This window comes from Pseudomonas sp. GM48 (assembly GCF_000282335.1).
Lineage (GTDB): Bacteria > Pseudomonadota > Gammaproteobacteria > Pseudomonadales > Pseudomonadaceae > Aquipseudomonas.
Genome location: NZ_AKJM01000046.1, coordinates 42,424 through 67,711 on the forward strand (window position 1 = coordinate 42,424; position 25,288 = coordinate 67,711).

22 protein-coding genes are annotated in these 25,288 nt (G+C 62.5%); 9 read left to right on the forward strand and 13 right to left on the reverse strand.

Going from position 1 to position 25,288, the window contains the following annotated elements; all coding sequences use genetic code 11:
• Positions 1-155: 155 nt before the first annotated feature.
• Positions 156-1,265: a DUF3182 family protein gene (locus tag PMI28_RS20770; RefSeq protein WP_007984433.1), complete on the forward strand. Its 1,110-nt coding sequence runs from the start codon at positions 156-158 to the stop codon at positions 1,263-1,265.
• Positions 1,255-2,022 carry an alpha/beta hydrolase family protein gene (locus PMI28_RS20765; protein WP_007984434.1) on the forward strand — a complete coding sequence of 256 codons (768 nt, stop codon included), beginning with the start codon at positions 1,255-1,257 and terminating at the stop codon, positions 2,020-2,022. Before PMI28_RS20770 ends, PMI28_RS20765 begins: the two co-directional genes overlap by 11 nt.
• A gap of 140 nt (positions 2,023-2,162) precedes the next feature.
• On the opposite strand, the gene PMI28_RS20760 is transcribed toward PMI28_RS20765, so the two are convergent.
• From PMI28_RS20760 to PMI28_RS20745, 4 genes are all read right to left on the reverse strand, one after another.
• A complete protein-coding gene (locus PMI28_RS20760) occupies positions 2,163-3,149 on the reverse strand; it encodes a lysylphosphatidylglycerol synthase domain-containing protein (RefSeq protein ID WP_007984435.1) in 987 nt (328 codons plus the stop codon).
• On the reverse strand, positions 3,136-4,428 hold the full coding sequence (gene clsB, locus PMI28_RS20755) for a cardiolipin synthase ClsB (RefSeq protein WP_007984436.1): 1,293 nt from the start codon (positions 4,426-4,428) through the stop codon (positions 3,136-3,138). The genes PMI28_RS20760 and clsB overlap by 14 nt, the downstream gene beginning before the upstream one ends.
• Positions 4,425-5,237 (reverse strand): endonuclease/exonuclease/phosphatase family protein, encoded by an 813-nt coding sequence (locus PMI28_RS20750; RefSeq protein ID WP_007984437.1) that lies wholly within the window; start codon positions 5,235-5,237, stop codon positions 4,425-4,427. Before PMI28_RS20750 ends, clsB begins: the two co-directional genes overlap by 4 nt.
• Positions 5,238-5,438: 201 nt before the next feature.
• Positions 5,439-6,650, reverse strand: a complete 1,212-nt coding sequence (locus PMI28_RS20745; RefSeq protein ID WP_007984438.1) for an MFS transporter — start codon at positions 6,648-6,650, stop codon at positions 5,439-5,441.
• A gap of 353 nt (positions 6,651-7,003) precedes the next feature.
• Here PMI28_RS20745 and PMI28_RS20740 point away from each other — a divergent pair, with 353 nt between their 5' ends.
• Positions 7,004-9,133, forward strand: a complete 2,130-nt coding sequence (locus PMI28_RS20740; RefSeq protein ID WP_007984439.1) for a mechanosensitive ion channel family protein — start codon at positions 7,004-7,006, stop codon at positions 9,131-9,133.
• Positions 9,134-9,252: 119 nt separating this feature from the next.
• On the opposite strand, the gene PMI28_RS20735 is transcribed toward PMI28_RS20740, so the two are convergent.
• A complete protein-coding gene (locus tag PMI28_RS20735) occupies positions 9,253-13,569 on the reverse strand; it encodes a DEAD/DEAH box helicase (RefSeq protein ID WP_007984440.1) in 4,317 nt (1,438 codons plus the stop codon).
• 308 nt (positions 13,570-13,877) lie between these two features.
• On the opposite strand from PMI28_RS20735, the gene PMI28_RS20730 reads away from it, so the two are divergent.
• Together PMI28_RS20730 and PMI28_RS20725 are read left to right on the forward strand one after the other, a co-directional pair.
• Positions 13,878-14,762 (forward strand): sugar nucleotide-binding protein, encoded by an 885-nt coding sequence (locus PMI28_RS20730; protein ID WP_007984441.1) that lies wholly within the window; start codon positions 13,878-13,880, stop codon positions 14,760-14,762.
• Positions 14,755-15,684, forward strand: coding sequence for an NAD-dependent epimerase/dehydratase family protein (locus PMI28_RS20725; protein WP_007984442.1), 930 nt, complete (start codon positions 14,755-14,757; stop codon positions 15,682-15,684). Before PMI28_RS20730 ends, PMI28_RS20725 begins: the two co-directional genes overlap by 8 nt.
• A gap of 245 nt (positions 15,685-15,929) precedes the next feature.
• Here PMI28_RS20725 and PMI28_RS20720 read toward each other — a convergent pair whose 3' ends face one another.
• From PMI28_RS20720 to PMI28_RS20700, 5 genes are all read right to left on the reverse strand, one after another.
• Positions 15,930-16,628, reverse strand: coding sequence for an OmpW/AlkL family protein (locus PMI28_RS20720; protein ID WP_007984444.1), 699 nt, complete (start codon positions 16,626-16,628; stop codon positions 15,930-15,932).
• A 222-nt stretch (positions 16,629-16,850) separates the two neighbouring features.
• Positions 16,851-17,369, reverse strand: coding sequence for a DUF3299 domain-containing protein (locus PMI28_RS20715; RefSeq protein ID WP_007984446.1), 519 nt, complete (start codon positions 17,367-17,369; stop codon positions 16,851-16,853).
• Between the two features lie 11 nt (positions 17,370-17,380).
• A complete protein-coding gene (locus PMI28_RS20710; protein WP_007984448.1) occupies positions 17,381-18,646 on the reverse strand; it encodes an ABC transporter permease in 1,266 nt (421 codons plus the stop codon).
• 1 nt (position 18,647) lies between these two features.
• Positions 18,648-19,358 (reverse strand): ABC transporter ATP-binding protein, encoded by a 711-nt coding sequence (locus tag PMI28_RS20705; protein WP_007984450.1) that lies wholly within the window; start codon positions 19,356-19,358, stop codon positions 18,648-18,650.
• Positions 19,359-19,493: 135 nt separating this feature from the next.
• The gene (locus PMI28_RS20700) at positions 19,494-20,084 is read right to left on the reverse strand and encodes a DUF2796 domain-containing protein (protein WP_007984451.1); all 591 of its coding nucleotides are present in this window, start codon (positions 20,082-20,084) and stop codon (positions 19,494-19,496) included.
• 135 nt (positions 20,085-20,219) lie between these two features.
• Here PMI28_RS20700 and PMI28_RS20695 point away from each other — a divergent pair, with 135 nt between their 5' ends.
• On the forward strand, positions 20,220-20,561 hold the full coding sequence (locus tag PMI28_RS20695) for a hypothetical protein (RefSeq protein ID WP_007984452.1): 342 nt from the start codon (positions 20,220-20,222) through the stop codon (positions 20,559-20,561).
• A 104-nt stretch (positions 20,562-20,665) separates the two neighbouring features.
• Here the strand turns inward: PMI28_RS20695 and trxA are convergent, their stop codons facing one another.
• The 3 genes from trxA to PMI28_RS20680 all read right to left on the reverse strand — a co-directional run bounded on the left by trxA (position 20,666) and on the right by PMI28_RS20680 (position 22,852).
• Positions 20,666-21,538 carry a thioredoxin gene (trxA, locus tag PMI28_RS20690; RefSeq protein WP_007984453.1) on the reverse strand — a complete coding sequence of 291 codons (873 nt, stop codon included), beginning with the start codon at positions 21,536-21,538 and terminating at the stop codon, positions 20,666-20,668.
• Between the two features lie 199 nt (positions 21,539-21,737).
• Positions 21,738-22,391, reverse strand: coding sequence for a class I SAM-dependent methyltransferase (locus tag PMI28_RS20685; protein ID WP_007984454.1), 654 nt, complete (start codon positions 22,389-22,391; stop codon positions 21,738-21,740).
• Positions 22,388-22,852, reverse strand: coding sequence for a YbaY family lipoprotein (locus tag PMI28_RS20680; RefSeq protein ID WP_007984455.1), 465 nt, complete (start codon positions 22,850-22,852; stop codon positions 22,388-22,390). Before PMI28_RS20680 ends, PMI28_RS20685 begins: the two co-directional genes overlap by 4 nt.
• Positions 22,853-22,979: 127 nt before the next feature.
• On the opposite strand from PMI28_RS20680, the gene nrdR reads away from it, so the two are divergent.
• Genes nrdR through PMI28_RS20665 form a run of 3 tightly spaced genes read left to right on the forward strand, consistent with a single transcriptional unit; the run spans position 22,980 to position 25,287 of the window.
• Entirely contained in the window at positions 22,980-23,444 is a 465-nt protein-coding gene (nrdR, locus tag PMI28_RS20675) for a transcriptional regulator NrdR (RefSeq protein ID WP_003228656.1), read from the forward strand.
• The gene (gene ribD, locus PMI28_RS20670; RefSeq protein WP_007984457.1) at positions 23,441-24,574 is read left to right on the forward strand and encodes a bifunctional diaminohydroxyphosphoribosylaminopyrimidine deaminase/5-amino-6-(5-phosphoribosylamino)uracil reductase RibD; all 1,134 of its coding nucleotides are present in this window, start codon (positions 23,441-23,443) and stop codon (positions 24,572-24,574) included. Before nrdR ends, ribD begins: the two co-directional genes overlap by 4 nt.
• 47 nt (positions 24,575-24,621) lie before the next feature.
• A complete protein-coding gene (locus PMI28_RS20665) occupies positions 24,622-25,287 on the forward strand; it encodes a riboflavin synthase (RefSeq protein ID WP_007984458.1) in 666 nt (221 codons plus the stop codon).
• The last annotated feature ends 1 nt before the right edge of the window (position 25,288 follow it).

Here is a 25,288-nt window from a genome sequence, read left to right on the forward strand (position 1 = left end):
GCATATCAAAGGGCATCGTGCAGAATAAAACAGGCCTCATGCCATCATGTTTTACCCAATCGGTTGATTTGAAAGGTATTTCCCGGCACCGCGCCTTGGCCTGATCTCTGCACCCCCTCAGCTACATTCATCAAGCGTCGATTGAAGGGGGATGCATGACCCCGACGAACTGCAAGAAACTGGTGGTCGCCCATTCGGTGCTCGCCGACGCGCCGCTGCATGAAGTCGAAACCAACCGTGCGCTGGCCCGTTGGCTGGCGCAGATTTTGCGGCTCAAGTACGGCGGCAGCTACGACCCGCAGCTGCACGACGGACGGGACCTCTATCTGTTGCCGACCCAGACTCTGGTGGGCGCTGCGGCTGCCCGGCAACTGGGGGTCAAGGGGCCGGAGGATTTGTGGGGCGGTTATGTCGACCACGACTTCATCTGCACCAAAGCCATCAGTCACGGCTTGTTGAACCGCCATGCCCATGCACCACCAGGCTGGGCGCCGTTGTTTTCCGAGCGGGTGCGCAGCGTAGTGCTCGACGGCCTCAGCGTGTTTTCCCTGAAGGATGCACGGCCGGCGGCAGAACATTTGTTGTACGCCGGGCCGATCCGCCTGAAGCCGATTCATGCCTGCGCCGGACGTGGTCAGGAAGTGATCAACAGCCTCGACCGGTTCGACGAGATGCTTGCCAGGCCTGACGCCAAAAAACTGTTCAGCGAAGGCGTGGTGCTCGAACAGGATCTGGGCCAAGTGATCACCCACAGCGTTGGCCAGAGTTTTATCGGCAACAAGGTACTCAGTTACTGCGGTGATCAATACCTGACCGAGGACGCTCAGGGTGAACAGGTGTATGGCGGGTCCAACCTGCTGGTGGTGCCGGGTGGCTATGACCAATTACTGATGCTGGATCTGCCGGAAGACGTGCGCCTGGCGATTCATCAGGCACAGGTTTTCGACAAGGCGGCGGATGAAGCCTATCCGGGTTTTTATGCCTCGCGGCGCAACTACGACATCGCCCAGGGTATTGGCAGCGACGGCCAGCGGCGCAGTGGCGTGCTCGAACAGTCCTGGCGCATGGGCGGTGCCAGTAGCGCCGAGGTGGCGGCCTTGCAGAGCTTCGTCGACGATCCGGGAGTACGCGCGATTCGTGTGTCGTCGGTGGAGTCCTACATCGATCGGCCGCTGCCGGCAGACGCCATCGAGGTGTACCGCGGGCCGGCGCAGAACAATGACTTTCTCCTCAAGTACGTGACGGTTGAATCCTATGACGGCTAGAAGCGAATCCATTCAAATCGACATAGACAATGAACAGATGAGCGGGACTTTTCTGAGTCCCAAATCGAAGGTCCCCGGCGTGCTCTTCGTGCACGGCTGGGGCGGTAGTCAGGAACGGGATCTGGAACGCGCCAAAGGTATCGCCGGGTTGGGCTGTGTGTGCCTGACCTTCGACCTGCGCGGGCACACCGGCGGCACCGGTGGCACCGGCATTCCATTGTCCCGGGTGACCCGGGAAGACAATTTGCGTGACTTGCTGGCGGCCTATGACCGTTTACTCGCGCACCCGGCCCTCGATACTTCGGCGATTGCCGTGGTCGGCACCAGTTACGGCGGTTATCTGGCCGCGATTCTGACCTCGCTCAGGCCCGTTCGCTGGCTGGCGCTGCGGGTGCCGGCGCTGTATCGCGACGAGCAATGGCACACGCCGAAACGCGATCTGGACAAGCTGGATCTGCGCGATTACCGAAGCACCCTGGTGTGCGTCGACAGCAATCGTGCCTTGCATGCCTGTTCGCTGTTCACCGGGGATGTGCTGTTGGTGCAGTCGGAGACCGACGACCACGTCCCCCACGCGACGATCATGAGTTACCGCGCGGCGTGCCGGCAGACTCACTCGCTGACCCACCGCATCATCGACGGTGCCGACCATGCCTTGAGCGACACGGTTTCACAGCAAGCTTACACCTCGATCCTGGTGGGCTGGATTACCGAGATGGTGGTGGGGGAGCGGTTGAGCATTATTCAATCGTCCTGAGATTTGCGCTGTGCTTGCGGACGCCTTCGCGGGCAAGCCCGCTCCCACAATGTCTGCAAGTGTTCACAAAGAATGTGTTCATCACCGATCAACTGTGGGAGCGGGCTTGCTCGCGATGGCGGTCCTGGAAGCACTACAAATTATTTGGGTTTCTTCGCAATCCGTAACGACTTGGCCTTGGCTTCCACCAGCAGGTACATCACCAGGGCAATCAACAACGGCAGGATGAAATAAATCGCCCGATAGGCCAGCAAGCCCGCCACCAGGCTGCCCCGCGAAAACTCGTGTTGCAGCAGCGCCACGAACACCGCCTCGAGCACGCCGAGCCCGGCCGGGATGTGCGTGATGACTCCGGCGATGGCGCTGATCAACAACACCCCCAGCACCAGTGGATAGTCGAGCTTGCCCGGCAGCAACATGAAAATCACCGCCGCCATCAGCGACCAGTTCAGGGCCCCGAGCGCCAGTTGCAGCACCGCCATGCGCAACGACGGCAGGTCAATCTCCATGCCGCGAATCGCCCATTCCCGACGCTTGGCAAACCGGCACGCCGCCAGGTACCCGGCGCTCAGCAGCAATAACAAGACCCCCACGCCTTGTAGCGCGCTACTGCTGAGTTTCCAGCCCGGCGGCATGCGCACCAGCCCGCTGCTGAACACGGCGCCGGCAATCACCATGTAGCCGAACCAGTTGGTCGCCAGGCTCAGGCCAAGGATTTTCGCAATATTGCTCTTGCTGACCCCGAGCCGTGAATACAACCGGTAGCGCATGGCGATGCCGCCGACCCAGGCACTCAGGTTCAGGTTGAAGGCGTAGCTGATGATTCCCACGGGCAGGATCTGTTTCCACGTCAGGTTCTGACGGATGTAGGTGCGGCCGATCAGGTCGAAGCAGGCGTACACCAGAAAACTCACCAGGGTCAGCCCCGACGCGATGATCAGCGTGCGTACCTTGAAGTCGGCCAGGTTATCGAACACTTCGTCCCACTCGATGCGCTGGGCGAGCATTGTGAACAGCACGATCAGCATCAGGAAAAACAGCATCGTCAGCGGTCGTTTCCAGCGGCTCCAGTGGGACTTGCCCGAATGTTTGGCGGGGGCCGGCGCGTGGGTCTCAGCGCGGTTCATGGTCAGCGCTCCCGGTTGGAGGAGGGAAGGGTTTCAGGCGAGGTTTATGCGCGGGCAACCAACCGGCCCACGCCGGGAAATGCCGCAGGAAGTGAAACACCAGAAAACCAATGGTCATGTGCCAGACACGCCCGCGTGGCGCGATGTCGGGAGACATGACCTTGCAGTGGTTATCGCTGAGGTCTTCCAGGCGATCGAACAGATGACGATTGAAGTTGCGGTCGCGGATCAGCACGTTGGCTTCCAGATTCATCGACAGGCTCAACGGGTCGAGGTTGCTCGAGCCGACGGTGCTCCAGTCTTCGTCCACCAACGCGACCTTGCCGTGCAGCGGGCGGTCGCAATATTCGTAGATCTTCACGCCGGACTTGAGCAAGTAATCGTAGGTCATGCGCGCTGCGAGCCTGGCCACCAGCATGTCTGGCTGGCCCTGCAGGATCAGCCGCACATCCACGCCCCGGCGCGCGGCGTTGCGGATCTCGCGCAGCAAGCGGAAACCGGGAAAGAAGTAGGCGTTGGCGATCACCACTCGCCGCTGTGCCTGACGCAGCACCTGGCGATAAACCTCTTCGATGTCGCTCGGGTGTTCCCCGTTGTCGCGGTACACCAGCCGCACCTGGCCATCATGATCGTTGAGGGCCAGTTCCGAACGCCGCACCCGGCGCCGCTGCCACCAGTATTTGGCCCGCACCGGGCGACCGCATTGCAGCAGGGCGAAGTGATGGATGTCGGCCACGGCCGGGCCTTGCACTTCCACCGAATAATCCTGCTTGGCCTCGGGGCCGAAATCGGCCAGGTGATCGGCGGAAAAATTGATCCCGCCGATGAAGGCAATGGTGCCGTCCACCACCACAATCTTGCGGTGCAGGCGCCGGAACCAGTTGGTGCGGATGCCCAGGCGTTTCGGTGCCGGGTCAAACATTTGCAGATGGACGCCCGCTGCGGTCAGGTCGGTGAGGAACCCGGTACTCAGTTCACCGCAGCCAAAGCCGTCGAGGCTGACGGTGGTGCGCACGCCACGCCGAGCGGCTTCGATCAGGATCTGTTGCAGCTCATTGCCGACCTTGTCCTCGAACAGGATGAAGGTTTCCAGCAGGATTTCACTTTGCGCCCGGCGCAGAGCTTCAAACACCCGGGGAAAATACGCTTCGCCATTTTCCAGCAACTCGACGCGGTTACTGCCTTGCCAGCCGTATTCGACATCGACCGCTATCGGCTCGCGGTTGGGCGGAGCGGGGATGTGTTCCAGCGTGGTTTTTTCCATCGACTGGCTGCTCATAGCTCGATCTCCACCGACAGCGGTGCGTGGTCGGAAAGGTGCGACCAGGGCCGGATTGTCAGCACGCGTGGATGGCTGGCCTTGAGGTTGCGTACGTAAATGCGGTCCAGGCGCAATACCGGCAAGCGCGCCGGGAAACTGCGCGCCGGTTTGCCATGGTGCGCGGCGAAGACTTCACGCAGACCGCTGGGCTTGAGCAGCGCATCGGCGCGCTGGCGCCAGTCGTTGAAGTCTCCGGCGACGATGACCGGGGCGTCGCCGGGCAGGGAGTCCAGGCGCTGGGCGAGCAATTTCAGTTGTGCCGTGCGGTGGGTTTCGCGCAGCCCCAGGTGCACGCAAATGGCATGTACCTCCTGGCCGTCGCCGGGCAAGCGCAACACACAATGCAACAGCCCGCGGTTCTCGTGCCCGCTGATGGACACGTCGAGGTTGTCGTGGCGGATAATCTGGAATTTCGACAACAGCGCATTGCCGTGATCGCCCGCCGGATACACCGCATTGCGTCCATAGGCGAACTGTGGCCACAGGGTGTCGGCGAGGAACTCGTATTGCGGCATCGTCGGCCAGTTGGTGTAGCGTTTGGGGTGCTGCTCGTGGGTGCCGTGGACCTCCTGCAAAAACACCACGTCGGCAGACACGCTGCGCACCGCTTCACGCAGTTCCGGCAGGATGAAACGCCGGTTGAGCGCGGTGAAACCTTTATGGGTGTTGACCGTCAGCACCGTGAAACGACAAGTGACGGACGGACCCTGTACCTGCGTGTCGGTTGCGTTTGAGTGTGCGGGAATACCGGTGTGATTCGCTGTCATGTCACCTGCCGCCTGACTGCACCTGTTTTTGGATGACTCTGGGGCAGTGGCGAAAGTTTCGATGGGGCTACGGACGGTACCCGACTTGAACTCACATCCATCCAGTGTGGGAGCGGGCTTGCTCGCGAAGGCGTCGGCACACTCAACAATGAGGTGACTGACACACCGCTTTCGCGAGCAAGCCCGCTCCCACAGGGTTTATCAGTGGCCGGTGATAATGCGGGCAGAGCCCTCGGCCGGTTCGGCGAACACCGGGCCGAGGCGATCAAGACGTCCACTCCACGCGGTCAATGCCAGCGCCACCAGCACCACCAGGCCACCGATCCACGCGGTATGAATCAACCCCATGTGGGCGACGATCAGGCCACCGCCCCAGGCGCCACCGGCAATGCCGAGGTTGAACGCCGCAATGTTCAGGCCGGAGGCCACGTCCACGGCACGGGGCGTGTAATGCTCGGCCTGGCGCACCACGTACACCTGCAATCCCGGCACGTTGCCGAATGCCACGGCACCCCAGACCAGCACGGTGGCCAGCGCCAGCCAAGGATTGCCGGCCGTGAAAGTCAGCACGAACAACACGGCGGCGAGCAGGGCAAAGATGATTTTCAGGGCGCTGATCGGACCGCGTTTGTCCGCCAGTTTGCCGCCCCAGATATTGCCGACGGCCACAGAGATGCCATAGACCAGCAACACCAGGCTGACGGTGCTGGCGCTGAAGCCGGAGAGGTCCTGAAGAATCGGCGCGAGAAAGGTAAAGGCAATGAACGAGCCGCCGTAGCCGACTGCCGTCATCGCATACACCAGCAACAGGCGAGGTTGCTTGAGTACCTGCAATTGCTGCAACAACGACGCGGGTTTGCTGTGGGCGATAGTTTTCGGCACGTAGATCAGGCTGCCGATGAAGGCGATGACACCCAGTGCCGAAACGGCAAGGAAGGTTTCACGCCAGCCGAAATGCTGGCCGATGAATGTCCCCAGCGGCACGCCGGTGACCAGCGCGACGGTCAGGCCGGTGAACATGATGGCAATCGCGCTGGCGGCTTTTTCCTTCGGCACTAGACTGGTGGCGATGGTCGAGCCGATCGAGAAAAACACCCCGTGGGCCAGGCCGGTGACGATCCGTGCGAGGATCAGCGACTCGTAGCTCGGTGCTTGCCACGCCAGCAGGTTGCCGAGGGTGAACAGCACCATCAGCGACAACAGCAGCAATTTGCGCGGCACCTTGCCGGTAAGGGCGGTCAGCACCGGGGCGCCGACGGCGACGCCAAGGGCGTACAGGCTGACCAGCAGGCCGGCGGATGGCAGACTGACGCCGAGATCGGCGCCGATGGTGGGTAACAGGCCAACGATAACGAACTCGGTCGTCCCGATGGCGAAGGCGCTGAGGGTCAGCGCGAGCAGGGCAATGGGCATGGCTGCAACTCCGGTGGTTGATTCGATGGAGCGCAGTGTCGGGATTTTGCTCGTGCGGAAAAATACAGGGATGGACATTTGATATTTGCCTTGGACGCAAAGATCACAAGTGCGGGTGTTAGTCTGTGGCGAGGGAGCTTGCTCCCGCTCGACTGCGCAGCAGTCGCAAGCTCGTCGAACGCGGTGAGTCTGATGAATCTGACTGTAAGGTATTGGGGGCGCTTCGCACCCCTGCGGGAGCAAGCTCCCTCGCCACATGGGGTATCGCCATTCGGCTATCTGCTGGCAATGCCCGAACTTGCCCGGCATTTCTCGATCAGTTCCTTACAGACACAGCCAAAGGAGCGGGTGCTTTGATCAGGCTCAAGAGCGCGATACTGCTGGGGGCGTTACTGCTTCTGGGCAGCGAGGAACTGGAAGCCGCCGCGATACCGGGGTTGCCGGCCGTTGCGACCGCCGCGACACCGCTGGCCCACCCCGAGCCGCTGGTACAGGGCGGGTTGCTCGGTGCCATCAGTTCAAGCATCGACGAGGCCCAGACCAAACTCGATCTCAACGAAAACCTGGTCGACGTCTGGCGCCTGCGTGCCGATCGCGCAGCCGATGAAGTGGAGCAACTGGTCAATCAGCCATCGGCCCGTTCGCCCTGGAGCGTCGCCGGGGATTTCCTGCTGCTGACCTGCGTGTGGGCGGTCGTGTTTGCCGGGCTTTGGCTGCTTGGGCGGCTGACCGCCAGACGCCTGTGCGAGCAGCGTTTACTGCTCAGGCGCGAACGGGGCCAGGCGTTGCTCGGTTACGTGCTGCCCTACGCCCTTCCGGCGGTGATCAGTTTGCCGTTGACGATTTATGCCAGCCAGTTTTTGCCGATATCGGCCGGTCGGGCGCTGGCGCTGTGTTTGGCTTATGCCACAAGCGCGGGGATCTTTGCCGCGTCATTGGTGATGTCGCTGATGATGGTGTTCAATGCCGGCCACAAGCGCCGGGCGGTGCAGATCATCCGTGAGAAAAGTCCCCGGCCTTTGTTTGGTATCGGCTTTCTGGTGGCCTTGAGCGATGCCCTGACCAGTCCGCAGATCTCCCTTCAACTGGGCAGCAACCTCACCAGCAGCATTGCGGTGTTCACCGGGTTGGCGGCCTCGATTTCCTTCGGCTTGCTGGTGATTCGCATGCGTCGCCCGGTCGCTCATGTGATCCGCATCCTGCCGTTGGCTCAACGTCTCGGCCAACCGGCATTACGTGAAACCCTGCGGATTTTTTCCGGGCTCTGGTATTGGCCGATTCTGCTGATGGTGCTGGTTTCGGTGATCAACCTGATCGGCGCCGGGGCGGACAACCAGAGAGTGCTGCGCAGCGCCTTGTTCACCACGGTGTTGCTGATTGCCACGGTGTTTCTCAGCACCACGCTGCATCATCTGTTCAAGGCGCGCAGCGAAGCGGACCAGCGCCGCAGCGGCGCATACAAGGAGCGCTTCCTCAACCTTTCCCATGCCTTGCTGCGTATCGGCATGGCTGTCGTCTTCATCGATATTCTCGGGCGGATCTGGGGCGTATCTCTGTTCGAGTTTGCGGTGAGTAATGCCGTGGGCCGGGCGATCAGTGATTCCCTGAGCCACATCGGCCTGATCCTGCTGGTGACCTGGATGGTCTGGGTAGTGCTCGACACGGCGATTCAGGAAGCCCTGAAACCGCCGACCAACAAGCGCTCGGCGCGCCAGCCGAGTACGCGTATCAAGACCATCCTGCCGTTGCTGCGTAACGCGATCAAAATCATCCTGGTGGTGATCTGCGCTATCACCACCATGGCCAACCTGGGGATCAACGTCGCACCATTCCTGGCCGGTGCCGGGGTCATTGGCCTGGCAATCGGTTTCGGTTCCCAGCAACTGGTGCAGGACGTGATCACCGGGTTGTTCATCATCATCGAAGACACCCTGTCCATCGGTGACTGGGTGGTGCTCGACTCCGGGCACGCCGGCACGGTCGAAGGCCTGACCATCCGCACCTTGCGCCTGCGTGATGGCAAGGGCTTCGTGCACTCGGTGCCGTTCGGCCAGATCAAGGCCGTGACCAACCAATCGCGGCAATTCGCCTATGCGTTTTTCTCGGTGCAATTCACCTACGACACCGATGTCGACAAGGCCATTGAACTGATCCGCGAGGCCGGGCATTCCATCAGCAGCGACGCGTTCCTGCGCTACAACCTGCAAGGGCCGCTGGATGTGTTTGGCGTAGACAGGATGGACCTCAACGGCGTGGTGCTGACCGCGCAATTCCGTACGGTGTCCGGTGGCCAATATGCGGTGAGCCGGGCGTTCAACCAGCGTTTGAAAAAGCTTGTGGATAACTGCCCGTGGGTGCATTTCGCGCAAACTTATCCACAACAGGCGCTGGTGCCGCGGCATCCGGTCGAGCCACCGCTGGAGGCTGGAGCTGAGCCGGAGCATGTGGCGGTGCTGATGCCGGATCGGCCGCGGTCTCAATAGTTTTTTGTCGACAGTACTGGCCCCTTCGCGGGCAAGCCCGCTCCCACAGGGGGATTTGTGAACGACACAAATCAACTGTGGGAGCGGGCTTGCTCGCGAAGGGGCCAGACCAGACACCCTCAATGCCGGATCAGCTTGCTGCGCACCTCGGCACTCGCCTGCTGATCCAGCTCCAACCAAAAAAGCGGCTTGCCGGCAATCTCGGCAGCGACCGGCAATCCGTCGCGATACACCAGCCGATTGCTCGCCAGCGCCGGGACTTTCACGCCGGGCAATAGCGTGCCGGCGAGGTTCAGCGGATCGACCCCGCACACCGCGACCAAACTTCCGTCATGGGGCTGGCGTCGCACCTCCCGCAGCAATGGAATCGCCTCGGGCAGGGCGAACTGTTCGCCCGCCAGGCCACTGACAAAACGCCCGCCGCGAATGTCGCCGCGTGCCTCCAGGCGATGGAAAGTACGCAACAGTTCACGCCAGCTCGGCAGCCAGTCCGCCTCACGCTCCAGCAAGCGCCAGAACACCACGCCGTAGCGCCGCAGCAAGGTCATGGCGATGTGTTCCAGGGTGTCGCCCGGCGTCGGCGCGGCACGCTGGTTTTCCACCGCCGGTGCGGCAGGTGTGCGGCGCAGCAAGGCCCAGCGCCCGGCGTCGTCCATGCCACCGATGAATGCCCCACGTCCACGCCGGCTGTTGCGAGGCTGGCGTTTGCTGGCCGGGGTAATCAGTGCGCGCAATCCGGCGAAGCTGTCGGCGTTTACCAGCCCCGCACCCACCAGTTCCTGCAGGGCGATTTCCAGCTCCGAACGCAGCAAGTGCGCCTCATGGATCAGCTCATCGAAAAACAGCGCGCCATGTTGGCTGAGGGCGGCGTGGACCTTTTGCGTTTTCGGCGACAATTCGCTGACCGGCGTCTGTTCGGTCAAGCCGCTCCAGAGTCCGACCCGGTTGCGCGGCAGCAACACGATTGGCGTGCTGCGCAGCGCGATGCTGGCGCTTTTGTTGTGCGCGGTCAGGCGTGTCCACACCAGTCTGCCGCTGCGACACAATTCATCCAGCCAGATCGCCGAGTAGTCCTTGATTCGCGCTGGCAGGATGTCACTGTCCCAGGCCGAGGCGGCGGCGGGGTAGCCTTCGAATTGCGCAGTAACGGCTGGCAATGCTGCCGCGCCCTGGACCTGACTCACGGTCGACACATGCTGCCAGTCGAACAGGAATCGCATGAAGTCCTGCAACGCCACCGGTTCGATTTCCCGACGCAGGCGCTTGACCGTGTAGCGGTGAATCCGCGCCAGCAAATGCCGCTCGCACCATTCTTCCCCGGCGGTGCCCGGGGTGAAGCGGCCGCGCAACACGTAGCCTTCGCGTTCCAGTTGCGCCAAGGCCTGGTTCGCTTGTGCAGCGGGCAAGCCGAGTGGTTCGGCAATGCGATTGAGCGCAAGTGGCCCGAAGGCGCTGAGCCGCGCGCGGATCAGTTCGAGTACGGCTTCGTCGGATTCCCAGGCTTCATCGAAGTCCGGCAACGCTTGCAGGGGTGGCGTCAATTCGGCTTGTGGATAGATCGCCCGCAAGCAGGTCAAACGCTCCAGCGCCAGCCACAACGATTGTCCGGCATTGATCTGCAAACGGCTGGCGCGCCCACTGTCGGCCAGGGCATTGAGCCAGTCGAACCACTGCGGGTTGGCCCGAGCCTCGATATCGGTGATGCACGCCAGGCTCATCAACGCTTCGTGCATTTCATCGACACCGGAGGGCGCAGGCCAGGCTTCGTCGCGCACGGCGGCAATCGCCTCGGCGTCCAACGCACCGAGATCATCGGTGGATTGCGGGTCGCTCCAGCGGCGATTGAGCACCGCTTGGGTGCGGCGTTCCTCCAGCGGTGCATCGTCGAGGAAGGTGTAGGGGCGGGCGCTGAGAATTTCCGCCGCCAGCGGCGAGGGCGCCGGCAAGTCGCGGCTGATCAGGCGAATGTCGCCGCGTTCCATGCGCCGCAACAGTGCCAGCCAACCTTGGGTGTCCATGGCGTCGTGTAGGCAATCGTCGAGGGTCTGCTCCACCAGTGGATGGTCGGGAATCTCCCGTTCGCCGGCGAGGTTTTCCACGCAGGCGATCTGATCGGGAAACACGCTGGCGATCAGGTCTTCGCTTTTCATCCGCTGGATCTGTGGCGGCACTTTGCGCCCGCCGCTGTAGCGCGGCAGCGCCAGGGCCACGCCGGCATTCCAGCGCCAGCGCACGCCGAACAGCGGCGCGTCGAGCACGGCTTGAGTCAGGATGTGCTCGGCGCTGTTGCTGTGCAGGTAGCGCCAGACATCGTCCAGTTCAAAACTGTGGCTGGTGGACAGCGACAGCACGATGGCGTCTTCGCTGGCGGCGGCCTGCAATTCGAAGTTGAAGGTGCGACAGAATCGCTTGCGCAGGGCCAGGCCCCAGGCGCGGTTGATGCGGCTGCCGAACGGTGTGTGAATGACCAGTTGCGTGCCGCCTGACTCGTCGAAAAAACGCTCCATCAACAGCGTGTCTTGCGACGGCAGGGCACCCAGCGTTTGTCGCGCACGGGCCAGGTAATCCACCAGTTGTTCGGCACTTGCGACGTTCAGGCCCAGGGTCTCGGTCAGCCAGTCGAGTGCTGGCTGCAAGTTGCCTGGCGCGGCACCCAGCAAGTCGTCGAGTTGTGCCTGCAAGCGCGCCACCGCCGAAGACAATTCGGCACTGCGCCCCGGCGCTTCACCGAGCCAGAACGGAATGGTCGGCGGCTGGCCCTGGGCATCCTCGACCCGGACCTTGCCTGTTTCCACGCGCAGGATTCGATAGGAGGTATTGCCCAACTGGAAGACATCCCCGGCGATGCTTTCCACCGCGAAGTCTTCATTGATGGTGCCGATGTTCAGCCCTTGAGGCTCCAGCAGCACGCTGTAGTCGGCATTGTCCGGAATGGTCCCGCCACTGGTCACTGCGGTCAGTTTCGCGCCACGGCGCCCGCGCAGGGTGCGGCTCACGGCGTCGCGGTGCAGGTAGGCACTGCGGATGCCCTGACGCCCGTTGTAACCCTCGGCGAGCATGTGCAGCAGCGCCTGGTAGTGTTTGTCGTCGAGCCCGGCGTAGGGCGAGGCACGGCGCAGCATCTCTAGCAGCGCTTGCTCCGGCCACTCCTGGCAACTGACCTCGGCGATGATCTGCTGTGCCAGCACGTCCAGCGGCGCTTGCGGGATCAACAAGGTGTCGAGTTCACCCCGGCGCACGCAGTCGAGCAGCGCGGCGCATTCGATCAGGTCGTCGCGGGTGGTGGCGAACAAACGGCCCTTGGGCGTGCCGCCGACCTGGTGCCCGGAACGGCCGACCCGTTGCAGAAAACCGGCAATCGAGCGCGGCGAGGCGATCTGGCACACCAGGTCGACGTCGCCGATGTCGATCCCCAGTTCCAGTGATGCCGTGGCGATTAGCACTTGCAGGTCGCCGCGCTTGAGTCGCTGCTCGGCGTCCAGGCGAAATTCCTTGGCCAAGCTGCCGTGGTGGGCCGCTACGGCGTCCTTGCCCAGGCGTTCGCTCAGGTGCCGGCTCAGGCGTTCGGCCAAACGCCGGGTATTGACGAAAATCAGCGTGGTCCGATGCTCGCGGGCGAGGGCGGCGAGGCGGTCGTAGACCAGTTCCCAGACATCGTTGGCCATCACGGCCGATAGCGGCACGGGCGGCACTTCGATGTCCAGGTCGCGGGGGCGGGCGTGGCCGATGTCGATGATCTCGCACGGACGGTCGCGACCGACCAGGAAGCGCGACACCGCTTCGATGGGCTTTTGCGTGGCCGACAGGCCGATGCGCAGAAGCGGTTCCGGGCAGAGTGCTTGCAGGCGTTCGAGGCTCAAGGCCAGATGACTGCCGCGTTTGCTGGCGGCCATGGCATGGATTTCGTCGATGATCACCGTTTGTGTGGTGCCGAGCATCTGCCGGCCGGAATCAGAGCCGAGCAGCACGTACAAAGATTCCGGTGTGGTCACCAGGATGTGCGGCGCCGTCTTGCGCATCGCCGAACGGTCTTTTTGTGGCGTGTCACCGGTGCGTACTGCGGTGCTGATCTGCAATTCGGGCAGGCCCATCACGCGCAATTGCCCGGTAATGCCGGCCAGCGGGTTCTGCAGGTTGATCTGGATGTCGTTGGACAGCGCCTTGAGCGGCGAGACGTAGACCACCAGGGTTGCGTCAGGCAGGCCTTCGGCGGATTCCAGGCCGCGGTGCACCAGGTCGTCGATGACGGCGAGAAAGGCCGTGAGGGTCTTGCCGGAGCCGGTGGGCGCGGCGATCAGGGTCGAGCGGCGCTGGCGGATCAACGGCCACGCCCGGGCCTGGGCGGCGGTGAGCGCTGGGAATGTGTGGCTGAACCAGGCGCTGACGGCAGGGTGAAAGCCGCTCAGGGCACTGTCTGCGGGGATGGGCAGGTTCATGCAGCAAGTTATGCGGGTGGGGGCCGAAGATGCAAGTACCGCTCGGGATCTCTAGTGGCCTTCAGGGCCCCTTCGCGGGCAAGCCCGCTCCCACAGGGGATCGGCGGTGTACCCAAATCCAGTGTGGGAGCGGGCTTGCCCGCGAAGAGGCCAGTCCAGGCACCGCAAAAGTCGGACATCTACACTTTACGGATGACGGTTGCGCACTAAACCCGCAAAATGCAACGATTCCGGCAATTACCAACGACATCGCCTGGGTGCGGTGTCGATAAAGCCATTGTTCCAATCAGACTGGGCCTGCTGACTCTATGCGAATGCGCCTTATGTTACTGGGCGGCGGAAATGCCCTTGGGCAGGCGCTGATTCGCCTCGGTGCGGAGGAAGACATCGGTTTCCTCGCCCCCCGCCCGCCCGAAAACGGCTGGGACGCCGCGAGCCTGACACAACTGCTCGACGACACCCGTCCCGATGCGTTGATCAACCTTGCCTACTACTTCGACTGGTTCCAGGCCGAAGCGGTCAGCGAACAGCGCCTGGCCGGGCAAGAGCGTGCGATCGAACGTCTGGCGGAACTGTGCCAGCACCACAACATCGTTCTGCTGCAACCTTCGAGCTATCGAGTATTCGATGGCTCCCGCGCCACCGCCTACAGCGAAAAAGACGAACCGGTGCCCCTGGGCCTTCGCGGCCAGGCCTTGTGGCGGATCGAGCAAAGCGTTCGCGCCACCTGCCCGCAACACGTGCTGCTGCGTTTCGGCTGGTTGCTGGATGACAGCCCGGACGGCACCCTTGGGCGCTTCCTCGCCCGCGCCGAACAACCCGAAGAACTGCTTATGGCCGATGACCGGCGCGGCAATCCGACACCGGTCGACGATGCTGCCCGCGTGATCATTTCAGTGCTCAAGCAACTCGATTGCGCCGCGCCGCTGTGGGGCACCTACCACTATGCCGGGCATGAGGCGACCACGCCGCTGGCGCTGGGGCAGGCGATACTGACCGAAGCCCGCAGCCTGCATCCGCTGGCTATCGAAGCCCCGACCGCCCAGGCCCACGCCGCGTGTCCGGATGCTGCGCAAGAGCCGCAACACGCGGTATTGGCCTGCAAAAAAATTCTGCACACCTTCGGAATCAAACCGCGCGCCTGGCGTGCGGCGCTTCCCGCTCTACTGGACAGGTTCTATCGCCATGGCTGACGGTCCCGTTTTGATCACCGGCGGTGCCGGTTTCATTGGTTCGCACCTGACTGACGCCCTGCTTGCCAAGGGCCATGCGGTGCGGATTCTCGATGACCTGTCCACCGGCAAGCGCAGCAATCTGCCGCTGGATAATCCCAAGGTCGAACTGATCGTCGGCGACGTGGCCGATGCGGCCGTGGTCGCCCAGGCGATGGCCGGTTGCAGCGCCGTGGCGCACCTGGCCGCCGTGGCTTCGGTGCAGGCCTCGGTGGACGATCCGGTGCGCACGCACCAGAGCAACTTCATCGGCACGCTGAACGTCTGCGAAGCCATGCGCCAGGCTGGGGTCAAGCGCGTGCTGTTTGCTTCCAGCGCGGCGGTGTATGGCAACAATGGCGAAGGTGAGTCGATCGACGAAGACACGCCCAAAGCACCGTTGACGCCTTATGCGGCGGACAAACTGGCCGGTGAACATTACTTCGATTTCTACCGCCGCCAGCATGGGCTGGAGCCGGTGATTTTCCGCTTCTTCAACATCTACGGCCCACGCCAGGATCCGTCCTCGCCGTACTCCGGGGTGATCAGCATTTTCAGCGAGCGCGCGCAAAAGGGCCTGCCGATCACCGTGTTCGGAGATGGCGAGCAGACCCGGGATTTTGTCTACGTTGAAGACCTGGTCGACTTGCTGGTGCAGGCTATCGAGAAGCCCCGGGTCGAAGACGGTGCGGTCAACGTGGGCTGGAACCAGGCGACGACCCTCAAGCAAATGCTCGAAGCGCTCGAAGCCGTGGTTGGTCAGTTGCCATCAGTGAGCTACGGTCCGGCGCGTTCCGGTGACATCCGCCATTCCCGGGCGAATAACCGGCGTCTGCTGGAGCGCTTTCACACCTCCTCGCAAACGCCGATGAGCGTGGGGCTGGCGCGGTTGTTGGGGCGCTGAGGATCTTGCAGATACAAAAAAGGCGCCTTTGACAGGCGCCTTTTTTGTGGCCGGAATTTGCGTTAAAGCGGACGCAATCCCTGTGGCGAGGGAGCTTGCTCCCGCTCGACTGCGCAGCAGTCGCAATCCAGGCAATGCGGTTTGTCTGAGTCACCGCTTCTGCCGGTTTTGGGGCTGCTTCGCAACCCGGCGGGAGCAAGCTCCCTCGCCACAATGACCCGCACTCACCACCACGTGATTGCTCTTTAGAACTTGTAGCCCAGGCCGACCATGTACACAAACGGATCGACGTCGACGTTGACCTTGGCGCGGGTGCCCGGTGCAATTGAGTTGTTTTCAACGGTGGCGCGGGTGTCGATGTCGATGTAGCGCACCTGGGCGTTGAGCAAAATGTTGTCGGTCAGCATGTAGTCGGCACCGACCTGCCAGGCCAGGCCCCAGGAGTTCTTCGCCTTGAAGTTGCTGAAGCCGGCGGACTTGGCTTCGCTGCTGAGGCTTTCGTCGTAGATCCAGGTGTAGTTGATGCCACCGCCGACGTACGGCTGGAAGGCTGACTTCGAATCCAGCGGGTAGTAGACCACGCTCAGGGTTGGCGGCAGGTGTTTCAGGGAGCCGAGTTTGCCGTTGGCAGCCGGCAGGGCAGTGCCTTTGAGCTTCACGTCATGCTCGAACGGGGTGGCGGCGAGCAGTTCGATCCCCCAATTGTTGGTGAGCATGTAGGCGAAGTTCAGGCCCAGCTGCGTGTCGCTGTCCATGGTCGCCTTGCCGCCCAGGTTGGTACCGGCCAACGGACCCTGATCGACCTTCACGCTGGAGCTGTCGGCTTTAGGGTTAACGGTGATGGCGCCCGCACGAAGGATGATGTCACCGGCCTCGTGGGCGTGGGCGAGCGGGGCTGCGAGCGCGAGGGCAACCAGCGTAGCGCTGAGCATGGACTTGTTCATGGGGGCTCCAGAGGACGTTAAAAATGTTCGATGTCCAATGGTAAGGTGCCTAACGAATCGGTCTTTTGATGCAGCTCAATGAATGTGGGAAGGGGTTGGATTTTGTGGTGATTTTGATGGCGCCTTCGCGAGCAAGCCCGCTCCCACATTGGAATGCGTTCCCCCTGTGGGAGCAGGCTTGCTCGCGAAGACGGCATTTCTAACAACACAAAACGACCGGATTCACTCCGGCAATTCATACAGATAAATCTTGTCCGCCTCCATCTGATACCCGGCATCCGCCAACTCGCTGGTCGACGCCTTGACCTGCAGCGCACCTTCGATCCAGTACGGCTGATACAACTCGTCAAGCTTCACGCCGACTTCGCTTTTGACGTGCACGATCTGGTTCGACGGCGGAGGCGGTACGTGGATGCAGGCGCCGAAATACGGCACCAGCAGAAACTCCGTGGTGCGTCCTTCCTCGCTCACTTCCAGTGGCACGATGTAGCCCGGCAGGCGAATGTTCTGGCCATCGAGGGCCTTGACCACCGGTGCATTGGGCATTTCCTGCCTGGCGGCGGGTGCCGACTCGGCCGACAGCGCATTGCTCATCTGCGACAGATCGTGCAGCGGCGTCATGTTCGGTATTTCTTTCGGCGCATCCGGCGGAATCATCTCCGCCCAGGTCAGGTCTTTTGGCTGGGCCGCCCACAGGGGCAGGGCAACCAGCATCAACAGCGCAAGTACAGCGCGGGGCATTTTCAACGTCCTCATAAACGGATCGACAGGCCATCGGCCAGGGATTGGCGATAGGCGCGCCAGGCCGGCACGCTGCCCATCAGCAGCGCGGCGATCAGGATGCCACCGAGCAGTGTCCATTCATATTCGCTGGGCCAGGACAGTGGCAGGTACAGACCGTAATTGGCCTGCACATAACCCTGGGCCGCCGCGATGCACACATACAGCAACGCCACGCCGGCGATCACACCCGACAGCGCCAGGGCAAAGGCTTCCAGCACCAGCAACGTTGCGATGTGCCACGGTCGTGCGCCTACCGAGCGCAGGATCGCCATCTCCCGGCGGCGCTCGTTGAGGCTGGTGAGAATGGCCGTGAGCATGCCGATCAACCCGGTCAGCACCACAAACAACGAGACCACGAACAAGGCTTGTTCCGCGGTGCCCATCAGGCTCCACAGCTCTTGCAACGCCACGCCCGGCAGGATTGCCAGCATCGGCTCACCACGGAATTCGTTGATTTCGCGCTGCAGGGCAAAGGTTGAAATCTTGTTGTTGAGGCCGAGCATGAACGCGGTGATCGCTTGCGGCGTCAGGTCCATGTTGCGCGCCTGATCGGCCGTGATGCGACCCTCGCCCCGGGCCGGCACGCCGTTGTGCCAGTCGATGTGAATCGCTTCCATGCCGCCGAGGCTGATGTGCAGCGTGCGGTCCACCGGGGTGCCGGTGCGCTTGAGAATGCCGACCACGGTGAACGGCTTGTCGTCGTGCTTGACCAGGCTGATCGCCGCCACACCGTGGGATAGCACCAGTTTGTCGCCGAGTTTGTAGTGCAGCGCATCCGCCACTTCGGCGCCGAGCACCACTTCGAACGGGTCCGTGGCGAAGGCCCGGCCATCGGCCAGTTCCAGGTGTTGCTGGCGGCCGTACTGGTAATGCTCGAAGTAGGCTTCGGTGGTGCCCATCACCCGGTAGCCGCGATGGGAATCGCCGAGGGAAATCGGGATCGCCCACTTCACTTTCGGGTTGTTGGCGAAGTGTTCGAAGCTGTCCCAGCGAATATTGTTGGTGGCGTTGCCGATGCGGAACACCGAGTACAGCAACAGGTTCACCGAGCCGGAGCGGGCGCCGACGATCAGGTCGGTGCCGCTGATGGTGCTGGCGAAACTGGCCTTGGCTTCGGTGCGCACGCGCTCCACCGCCAGCAGCAGGCACACCGACAGGGCGATGGCGAACGCCGTGAGGATCGCGGTGAAGCGGCGGTTAGCCAGGCTGGCCATGGCTAGACGAAACAAATACATCTCAAACCTCGGACAGGATGGCGGCGCGATTGAGTTCGGCCAGCGACAGGTTGTGATCGAACAGCGGCGCCAGGCTCTGGTCATGGCTGACGAACAACAGGCTCGAACCGGCTTCGCGGCACTCGGCGAACAGCAGGCGAATGAAGTTCTCGCGGGCGTCGTAATCGAGGGCTGAGGTCGGTTCGTCGGCGATCACCAGTTCCGGTTGACCGATCAACGCGCGGGCAGCGGCGACCCGTTGCTGCTGGCCGATGGATAGCGAGTCGGCGCGGCGACCGAGGATGTTTTCATCCTTCAAACCCAGGTGTGCGAGCAGCGTCGCGGCCGCTTGGTCGACGCTGCCGTGGCGTTGTTTCGCCCGTTCGGCACGCAGTTTCGAGAAGTGGCAGGGCAGTTCGACGTTCTCGCGCACCGACAGAAACGGCAGCAGGTTGAACTGCTGGAAGATGTAGCCGGTGTGATCGACGCGGAAGTGGTCGCGGGCGCCGGCCGACAGTTGCGTCAGTTCCTGGCCGAGCAGGCGGATGCTGCCGCGATCGGGTTTTTGCACGCCGCCGAGCAGACCGAGCAGGGTGGTCTTGCCGCTACCGCTGGGGCCTTTGAGGAACAGGGTTTCCCCGCGCTCCAGGCGAAACGCCGGGATGTCCAGCAGTGGCGGGTGACCGGGCCAACTGAAGCCCAGGTTGGACAGTTCGATGAGTGCTTGGGTCATGTGAAACCGGTCAGGTTGGTGGTGAACCCTTGTGGGAGCGGGCTTGCTCGCGAATGCGGTGTGTCAGAGACATTGATGCAAACTGATACGGCGCCTTCGCGAGCAAGCCCGCTCCCACATTTGATTTGCGGTGGATCAGAACTTCAGCGCAGCAGTCTTGGCCGTCACTTCAACGCCTTGCTGCCCGCTTGGGCCGATCAGTTGTACCTGAATTTTCCGGGTGGCCGGGAACGTGTTGAAAATGCTCGCCAGGTCCAGGGTCTTCAACGCGTCTGGCGTAGCGCAGGTGAACTGATAGCGAGCGTGGATTTCGCTGTGATCATGGTGATGTTCGTGGCCGTCTTCGTCCTTGGCGTCTTCATCATGGTCATCGTCGGCATCGGGCTGGTCACCGAACAACGGGCTTTCCAGTTCCTGGTTTTCCACCACGCAACCGGCGGCTTTCGGCAGGTTGAACAGGGCCAGTGGTTGCTCAAGCCGGGTACGTGCGGCGACGACTTTGGCTTTGTCGGCATCGCTGGTGGCGACGTGTTCGAAACCCACAAGGTTCATGGCCGGACTTTCCAGCTCCAGCTCCAGGGTCTTGCCGTCCAGCACAGCGTTCAGGCGCCCCACGCCATGTTCGTGGGCACCCAGGCTGCCATGCTCATGATCGTGTTCGTCGGCAGCATGGGCGACAACCAGCGGCAACATGGCAAACGGCAGAGCGAGAAGCAGACGGCGCATGACGAGTCTCCGAAAAGTAAAATGAATAAATTGTTATGTAATCTTATAACGTAAGTGCGGAGAGTTTGACTGCCTGCTTGGCGTTGCACAAGTCCCATGGGAGCATGCAGGGAAGAAATGTGCGGGAGCAGACCTATGTTGCGAATTCGCGGAAGCATCGGCGACTGGCCGGTGGATTTGACCCTAGAAATGGACGACGCGGACTGGGCGCGACTAGGGGCGCAGTTGCAGGTGGAAAAATCCGCAGTCAGCGCACCGGCGGCGAAACCGCTGAATCAGGATGATGCGCTGTGGCAGATCGCCCGGGATTTGTTGCGTAAGGCCGGACAGTTGAGTGGACCGGACTTGCTCGATCAATTGGAAGGCCTGACCGGCAGTGCGGCGGCGGGCAAGCGCCTGCTGGTGCGTTTGCGCCATTGTGCGGATGTGAAGGTGGAAAGCGGCGGCGATACACCGTTGTACCGCTGGTTGTTGTAGGAGCGAGCTTGCTCGCGAAGGGCGTCAGGGCACCGCGGTCATACAGGTAGCCCTCATTATCGTTGACGCCCATCGCGAGCAAGCTCGCTCCTACAAGGTGGCGCTTAGTACAACGCGGCAAACAACTTGCGACGGTACGTGCTCACCAGCGGGTGATCGTTGCCCAGCAACTCGAACACCTGCAGCAAGGTCTTGTGCGGCAAGCCTTCGCTGTAAGTGCGGTTGCGGACGAACAGCTTGAGCAATGCATCCAGCGCGGCGTCGTATTGCTGACGGGCCAGTTGCTGGATGGCCAGTTGATAAACCGCTTCATCGTCCTGGGGATTTTTCGCCAGCCGGGCTTTCAGGTCGGCGGCATCCGGCAAGTCTCTGGCCAAACCGAGAAACTTGATCTGCGCCTTGGCACCGGCCAGCGCGGCCTTGTGCTCGTCGCTCTTGACTGCATCCAGCACGGCTTGCGCTTCGCCCAGTTCACCGCGCTCGGTCAGGCAGCGGGCGTACAGGATCAGCGCCTTGGCGTTGGTGTTGTCTTCACCCAGCAGCACTTTGAGCAGGGCTTCGGCATCGGCAAAGCGGCTGTCGTCGAACAGTGCCTGGGCCTGTTCGAACGGATCGGCAGCGGACGGTGGCGGCATCTGCACATGGGGTTCGAGCAGGGCGCGCACGGCGGATTCCGGTTGTGCACCGGCAAAGCCGTCGACAGGCTGGCCGTCCTTGAACAGCACCACGGTCGGCAAGCTGCGGATGCCGAAGCGGGCGACGATGTCTTGCTCGATGTCGCAGTTGACCTTGGCCAGCAGCAATTCGCCCTGATAGCTCTCAGCAATGCTCTGCAACATCGGCATCAGCACTTTGCAGGGCGCGCACCATTCGGCCCAGAAGTCCACCAGCACCGGCTTGTGGAAAGAGTTCTCGATCACCGACTGGTCGAAATCGGCAGTCGTGGCGTCGAAGATGTACGGCGTTTCCTGACTCATGGGCAATCTCGTAGAAGCGTGAATGGGGCAACTATACGACTTGCTGGGGGCGCGCCGGAAGCGGGGTAGTCGTGAGAGGTATGTTGCCTGACCGGACGCCTTCGCGAGCAAGCCCGCTCCCACAGGGATGGAAGTCAGCCACAAGATTTGTGGTGCACACCAACCACTGTGGGAGCGGGCTTGCTCGCGAAGCTCTTGGCTAACGCTGCGCGTGGTACAGGCTCACATGTCGAAACTCGTGGGGCTCGGCCAGATCCGGCAGGGTCATGGCTTCAAGCATTTCGATGCGCCGGTACAACGGATGGCGAAAATCCCGCACTCGAGAGTCCGCCACCAGCGCCTCCCGGCCGCGACTGAGGAACTGGTCGAGCAGCGGCAGGTTCGCCCGGTCGTACAACACATCCGCCACCAGGATCAGATCAAAGCGATCGGCCTCGGCGAAAAAATCCGTCGAGTAGTTGAGCTGCACGTCGTTGAGCTCGGCGTTCGCCCGGCACGCGGCAATCGCCAGCGGGTCGAGGTCGCAGGCCAGCACCTCCAGCGCGCCGGCCTTGGCCGCGGCAATCCCCGCCACGCCGGAACCCGCGCCGAAATCCAGTACCCGCTTGCCTTCGACCCAATCTGGGTTTGCCGCCAGATAACGGGCCACGGCCAGGCCGCTGGCCCAGCAGAAACTCCAGTACGGTGGTTCATGCAGGATGCGCCGGGTTTCTTCCGGGCTGAAGGCGCGGTCCATGTTGTCGCCGTCGATCAGCCACAGTTGCAAGTCGGTTTCCGGCAACGGGCAGGCCACCAGCTGTGCATCGCCGAGCAATTCAGCCAGGGCCCGTTGCAGGTCGAGCGGTGCACTCATGGGGCTTTGACGAATTGCAGTTGGCCCAGGGCCTGGGTGGTCGGCTGGGTAATCAGCTGCGACGGCAGGTGCAGGATCAACTGGCCGGACTGACTGGCGCGGCCTCGCAGTTCAACGCGGGCACCGACCGGGAAGGATTCCGGATTGAAGCGCAGGTGAAACGGCAGCACCTGGTTGTTGCCGATCAGGCTGGAACTGGCGAGCAATTGTTGCGGGCGGTCTTTTTCGTCGATCACCAGCAGCGCCAGCTCGACTTCAGCGCCGGCCGGCACACCTTGCAAGGTGCCGCTCAATTCGCGCTGATACGCGGGCAGCGGGCCAAGTTCGGCAGCCTCCCGGGCCTTCTTCTGTGCTTGCTGCGGCGCCGGGCCTGGCGTTGGCGGCTGGGGCTTGGGTGCATCGCTGCCGCAAGCCACCAGCAGGCTGAAAACACTGAGCAAAATGAGCGGACGTAACGACATTGGTGGCTCCATAAAGCTGAATTCCATGGATCAAGTGATCATCCCGTCTGTATACCGCAAACCCTATGGCTTGTCTTGCCACGGGGATGCGCTACCATGGCCCTCCCTTTTTTTGTTGCCTGCCACCATGCACTGTCCCTTCTGCGGTGCCAACGACACCAAGGTCATCGACTCGCGTCTGGTCGCCGAGGGCGAACAGGTGCGCCGCCGGCGTGAATGCCTGGCCTGCGGCGAGCGTTTCACGACGTTCGAGACGGCTGAACTGGTGTTGCCGCGCCTGATCAAAACCGACGGCAGTCGCCAGCCGTTCGACGAAGAAAAACTCCGCGCCGGCATGCAGCGTGCGCTGGAGAAGCGCCCGGTGAGCGTCGAGCGCCTCGAATCGTCGCTGGTGCACATCAAACACAAACTGCGTGCCACCGGCGAACGCGAAGTCAAATCCCTCGTGGTCGGCGAACTGGTGATGGCCGAGCTGCAGAAGCTCGACGAAGTCGCCTACATCCGCTTTGCTTCGGTGTATCGCCGCTTCCAGGACCTCAACGAGTTCCGCGAAGAGATCGATCGCCTGGCCCGTGAACCGGTGAAAGAATGACCACGCCTGCCGAACAAGCCATCCTCGACGCTCATTTCATGGCCCGTGCCCTGGAACTGGCGCGCAAGGGGCATTACACGACGCATCCCAATCCGCGGGTCGGTTGCGTGATCGTGCAGGGCGGGCAGATTGTCGGCGAAGGCTGGCACGAGCGCGCCGGCGAGCCTCACGCCGAGGTCCACGCCCTGCACGCCGCCGGTGAGCAGGCTCGTGGCGCTACCGCTTATGTAACGCTTGAACCTTGCAGCCACCATGGTCGCACACCGCCCTGTGCCGATGCGCTGGTGAATGCCGGTGTGGCCCGCGTGGTCGCGGCGATGCAGGACCCGAACCCGGAAGTCGCCGGTCGTGGCCTGCAACGCCTGGAACAGGCCGGTATCGTCACCGAAAGCGGCGTGCTGGAAGGCGAGGCGCGCAAGCTCAACCAAGGCTTCCTCAAACGCATGGAACACGGCTTGCCGTTCTTGCGGGTCAAGCTGGCCATGAGCCTCGACGGGCGTACGGCGATGGAAAGTGGCGAAAGCCAATGGATCACCGGCCCGGCCGCACGTTCGGCGGTGCAACGCCTGCGCGCCCAGGCCAGCGTGGTGCTGACCGGCGCCGACACAGTGTTGGCGGACAACGCACGCTTGACCGTGCGCGCCGATGAGCTCGGACTGGACGCCGAACAAACAGCACTGGCCATGAGCCGGCCGCCGTTGCGCGTGCTGGTCGACGGTCGCCTGCGGGTGCCGCTGGATGCACCGTTCTTCAAGGCCGGCCCGGCGCTGGTTGCCACCTGCGTGGCGGTGGAAGAGCAATACGCCAACGGCCCGGAATGCCTGATCGTGCCCGGTTACGATGGCCAGGTCGACCTGCGTCAACTGCTGGTCGAACTTGCCGCCCGTGGCGTCAATGAAGTGTTGGTCGAAGCCGGTCCGCGTCTGGCAGGCGCGTTTGCCCAGCTCGGGCTGGTGGACGAGTTCCAGATTTTCATCGCCGGCAAGTTTTTGGGCTCCTCGGCGCGGCCGCTGCTGGACTGGCCGCTCGCGCAAATGAAGGATGCGCCGGAACTCAAAATCACCGAAATTCGTGCAGTTGGCGATGACTGGCGAGTCATCGCCATCCCAGTGCCAGCAGCAAGCGTATAATTTCCGGCCATCGCTATAGCGCTGGCTTTGTTCTCGAGGAGAACCTCATGTTTACCGGCATCATCGAATCCATCGGCAGTATTCGTGCATTGACCCCAAAGGGCGGTGATGTGCGGGTTCACGTCGAAACCGGCAAGCTCGACCTGAGCGACGTCAAACTGGGCGACAGTATCGCGGTCAACGGCGTGTGCCTGACTGCCGTTGAATTGCCGGGCAATGGCTTCGCCGCCGACGTCAGTCGCGAAACCCTCGACTGCACCGCCATGAACGACCTGAAAAGCGGCAGCCCGGTCAATCTGGAAAAAGCCCTGACCCCGACCACTCGCCTCGGCGGGCATCTGGTCAGCGGTCACGTCGATGGCGTGGGTGAAGTGGTTGCCCGTACCGAAAACGCACGCGCCGTGGAATTCCGCATTCGTGCGCCCAAGGACCTGGCCAAGTACATCGCCCATAAAGGCTCGATCACCGTCGACGGCACCAGCCTGACCGTGAACGCGGTCGATGGCGCCGAGTTCCTGCTGACCATCATTCCGCACACCCTGAGCGAAACCATCATGGCGTCGTATCAGCCTGGTCGCCGGGTGAACCTGGAAGTGGACTTGCTGGCCCGTTATCTGGAGCGCCTGTTGCTGGGCGACAAGGCCGCAGAGCCTGCAAAATCCGGAAACATTACCGAAAGCTTTCTGGCCGCCAACGGCTACCTCAAATCCTGAC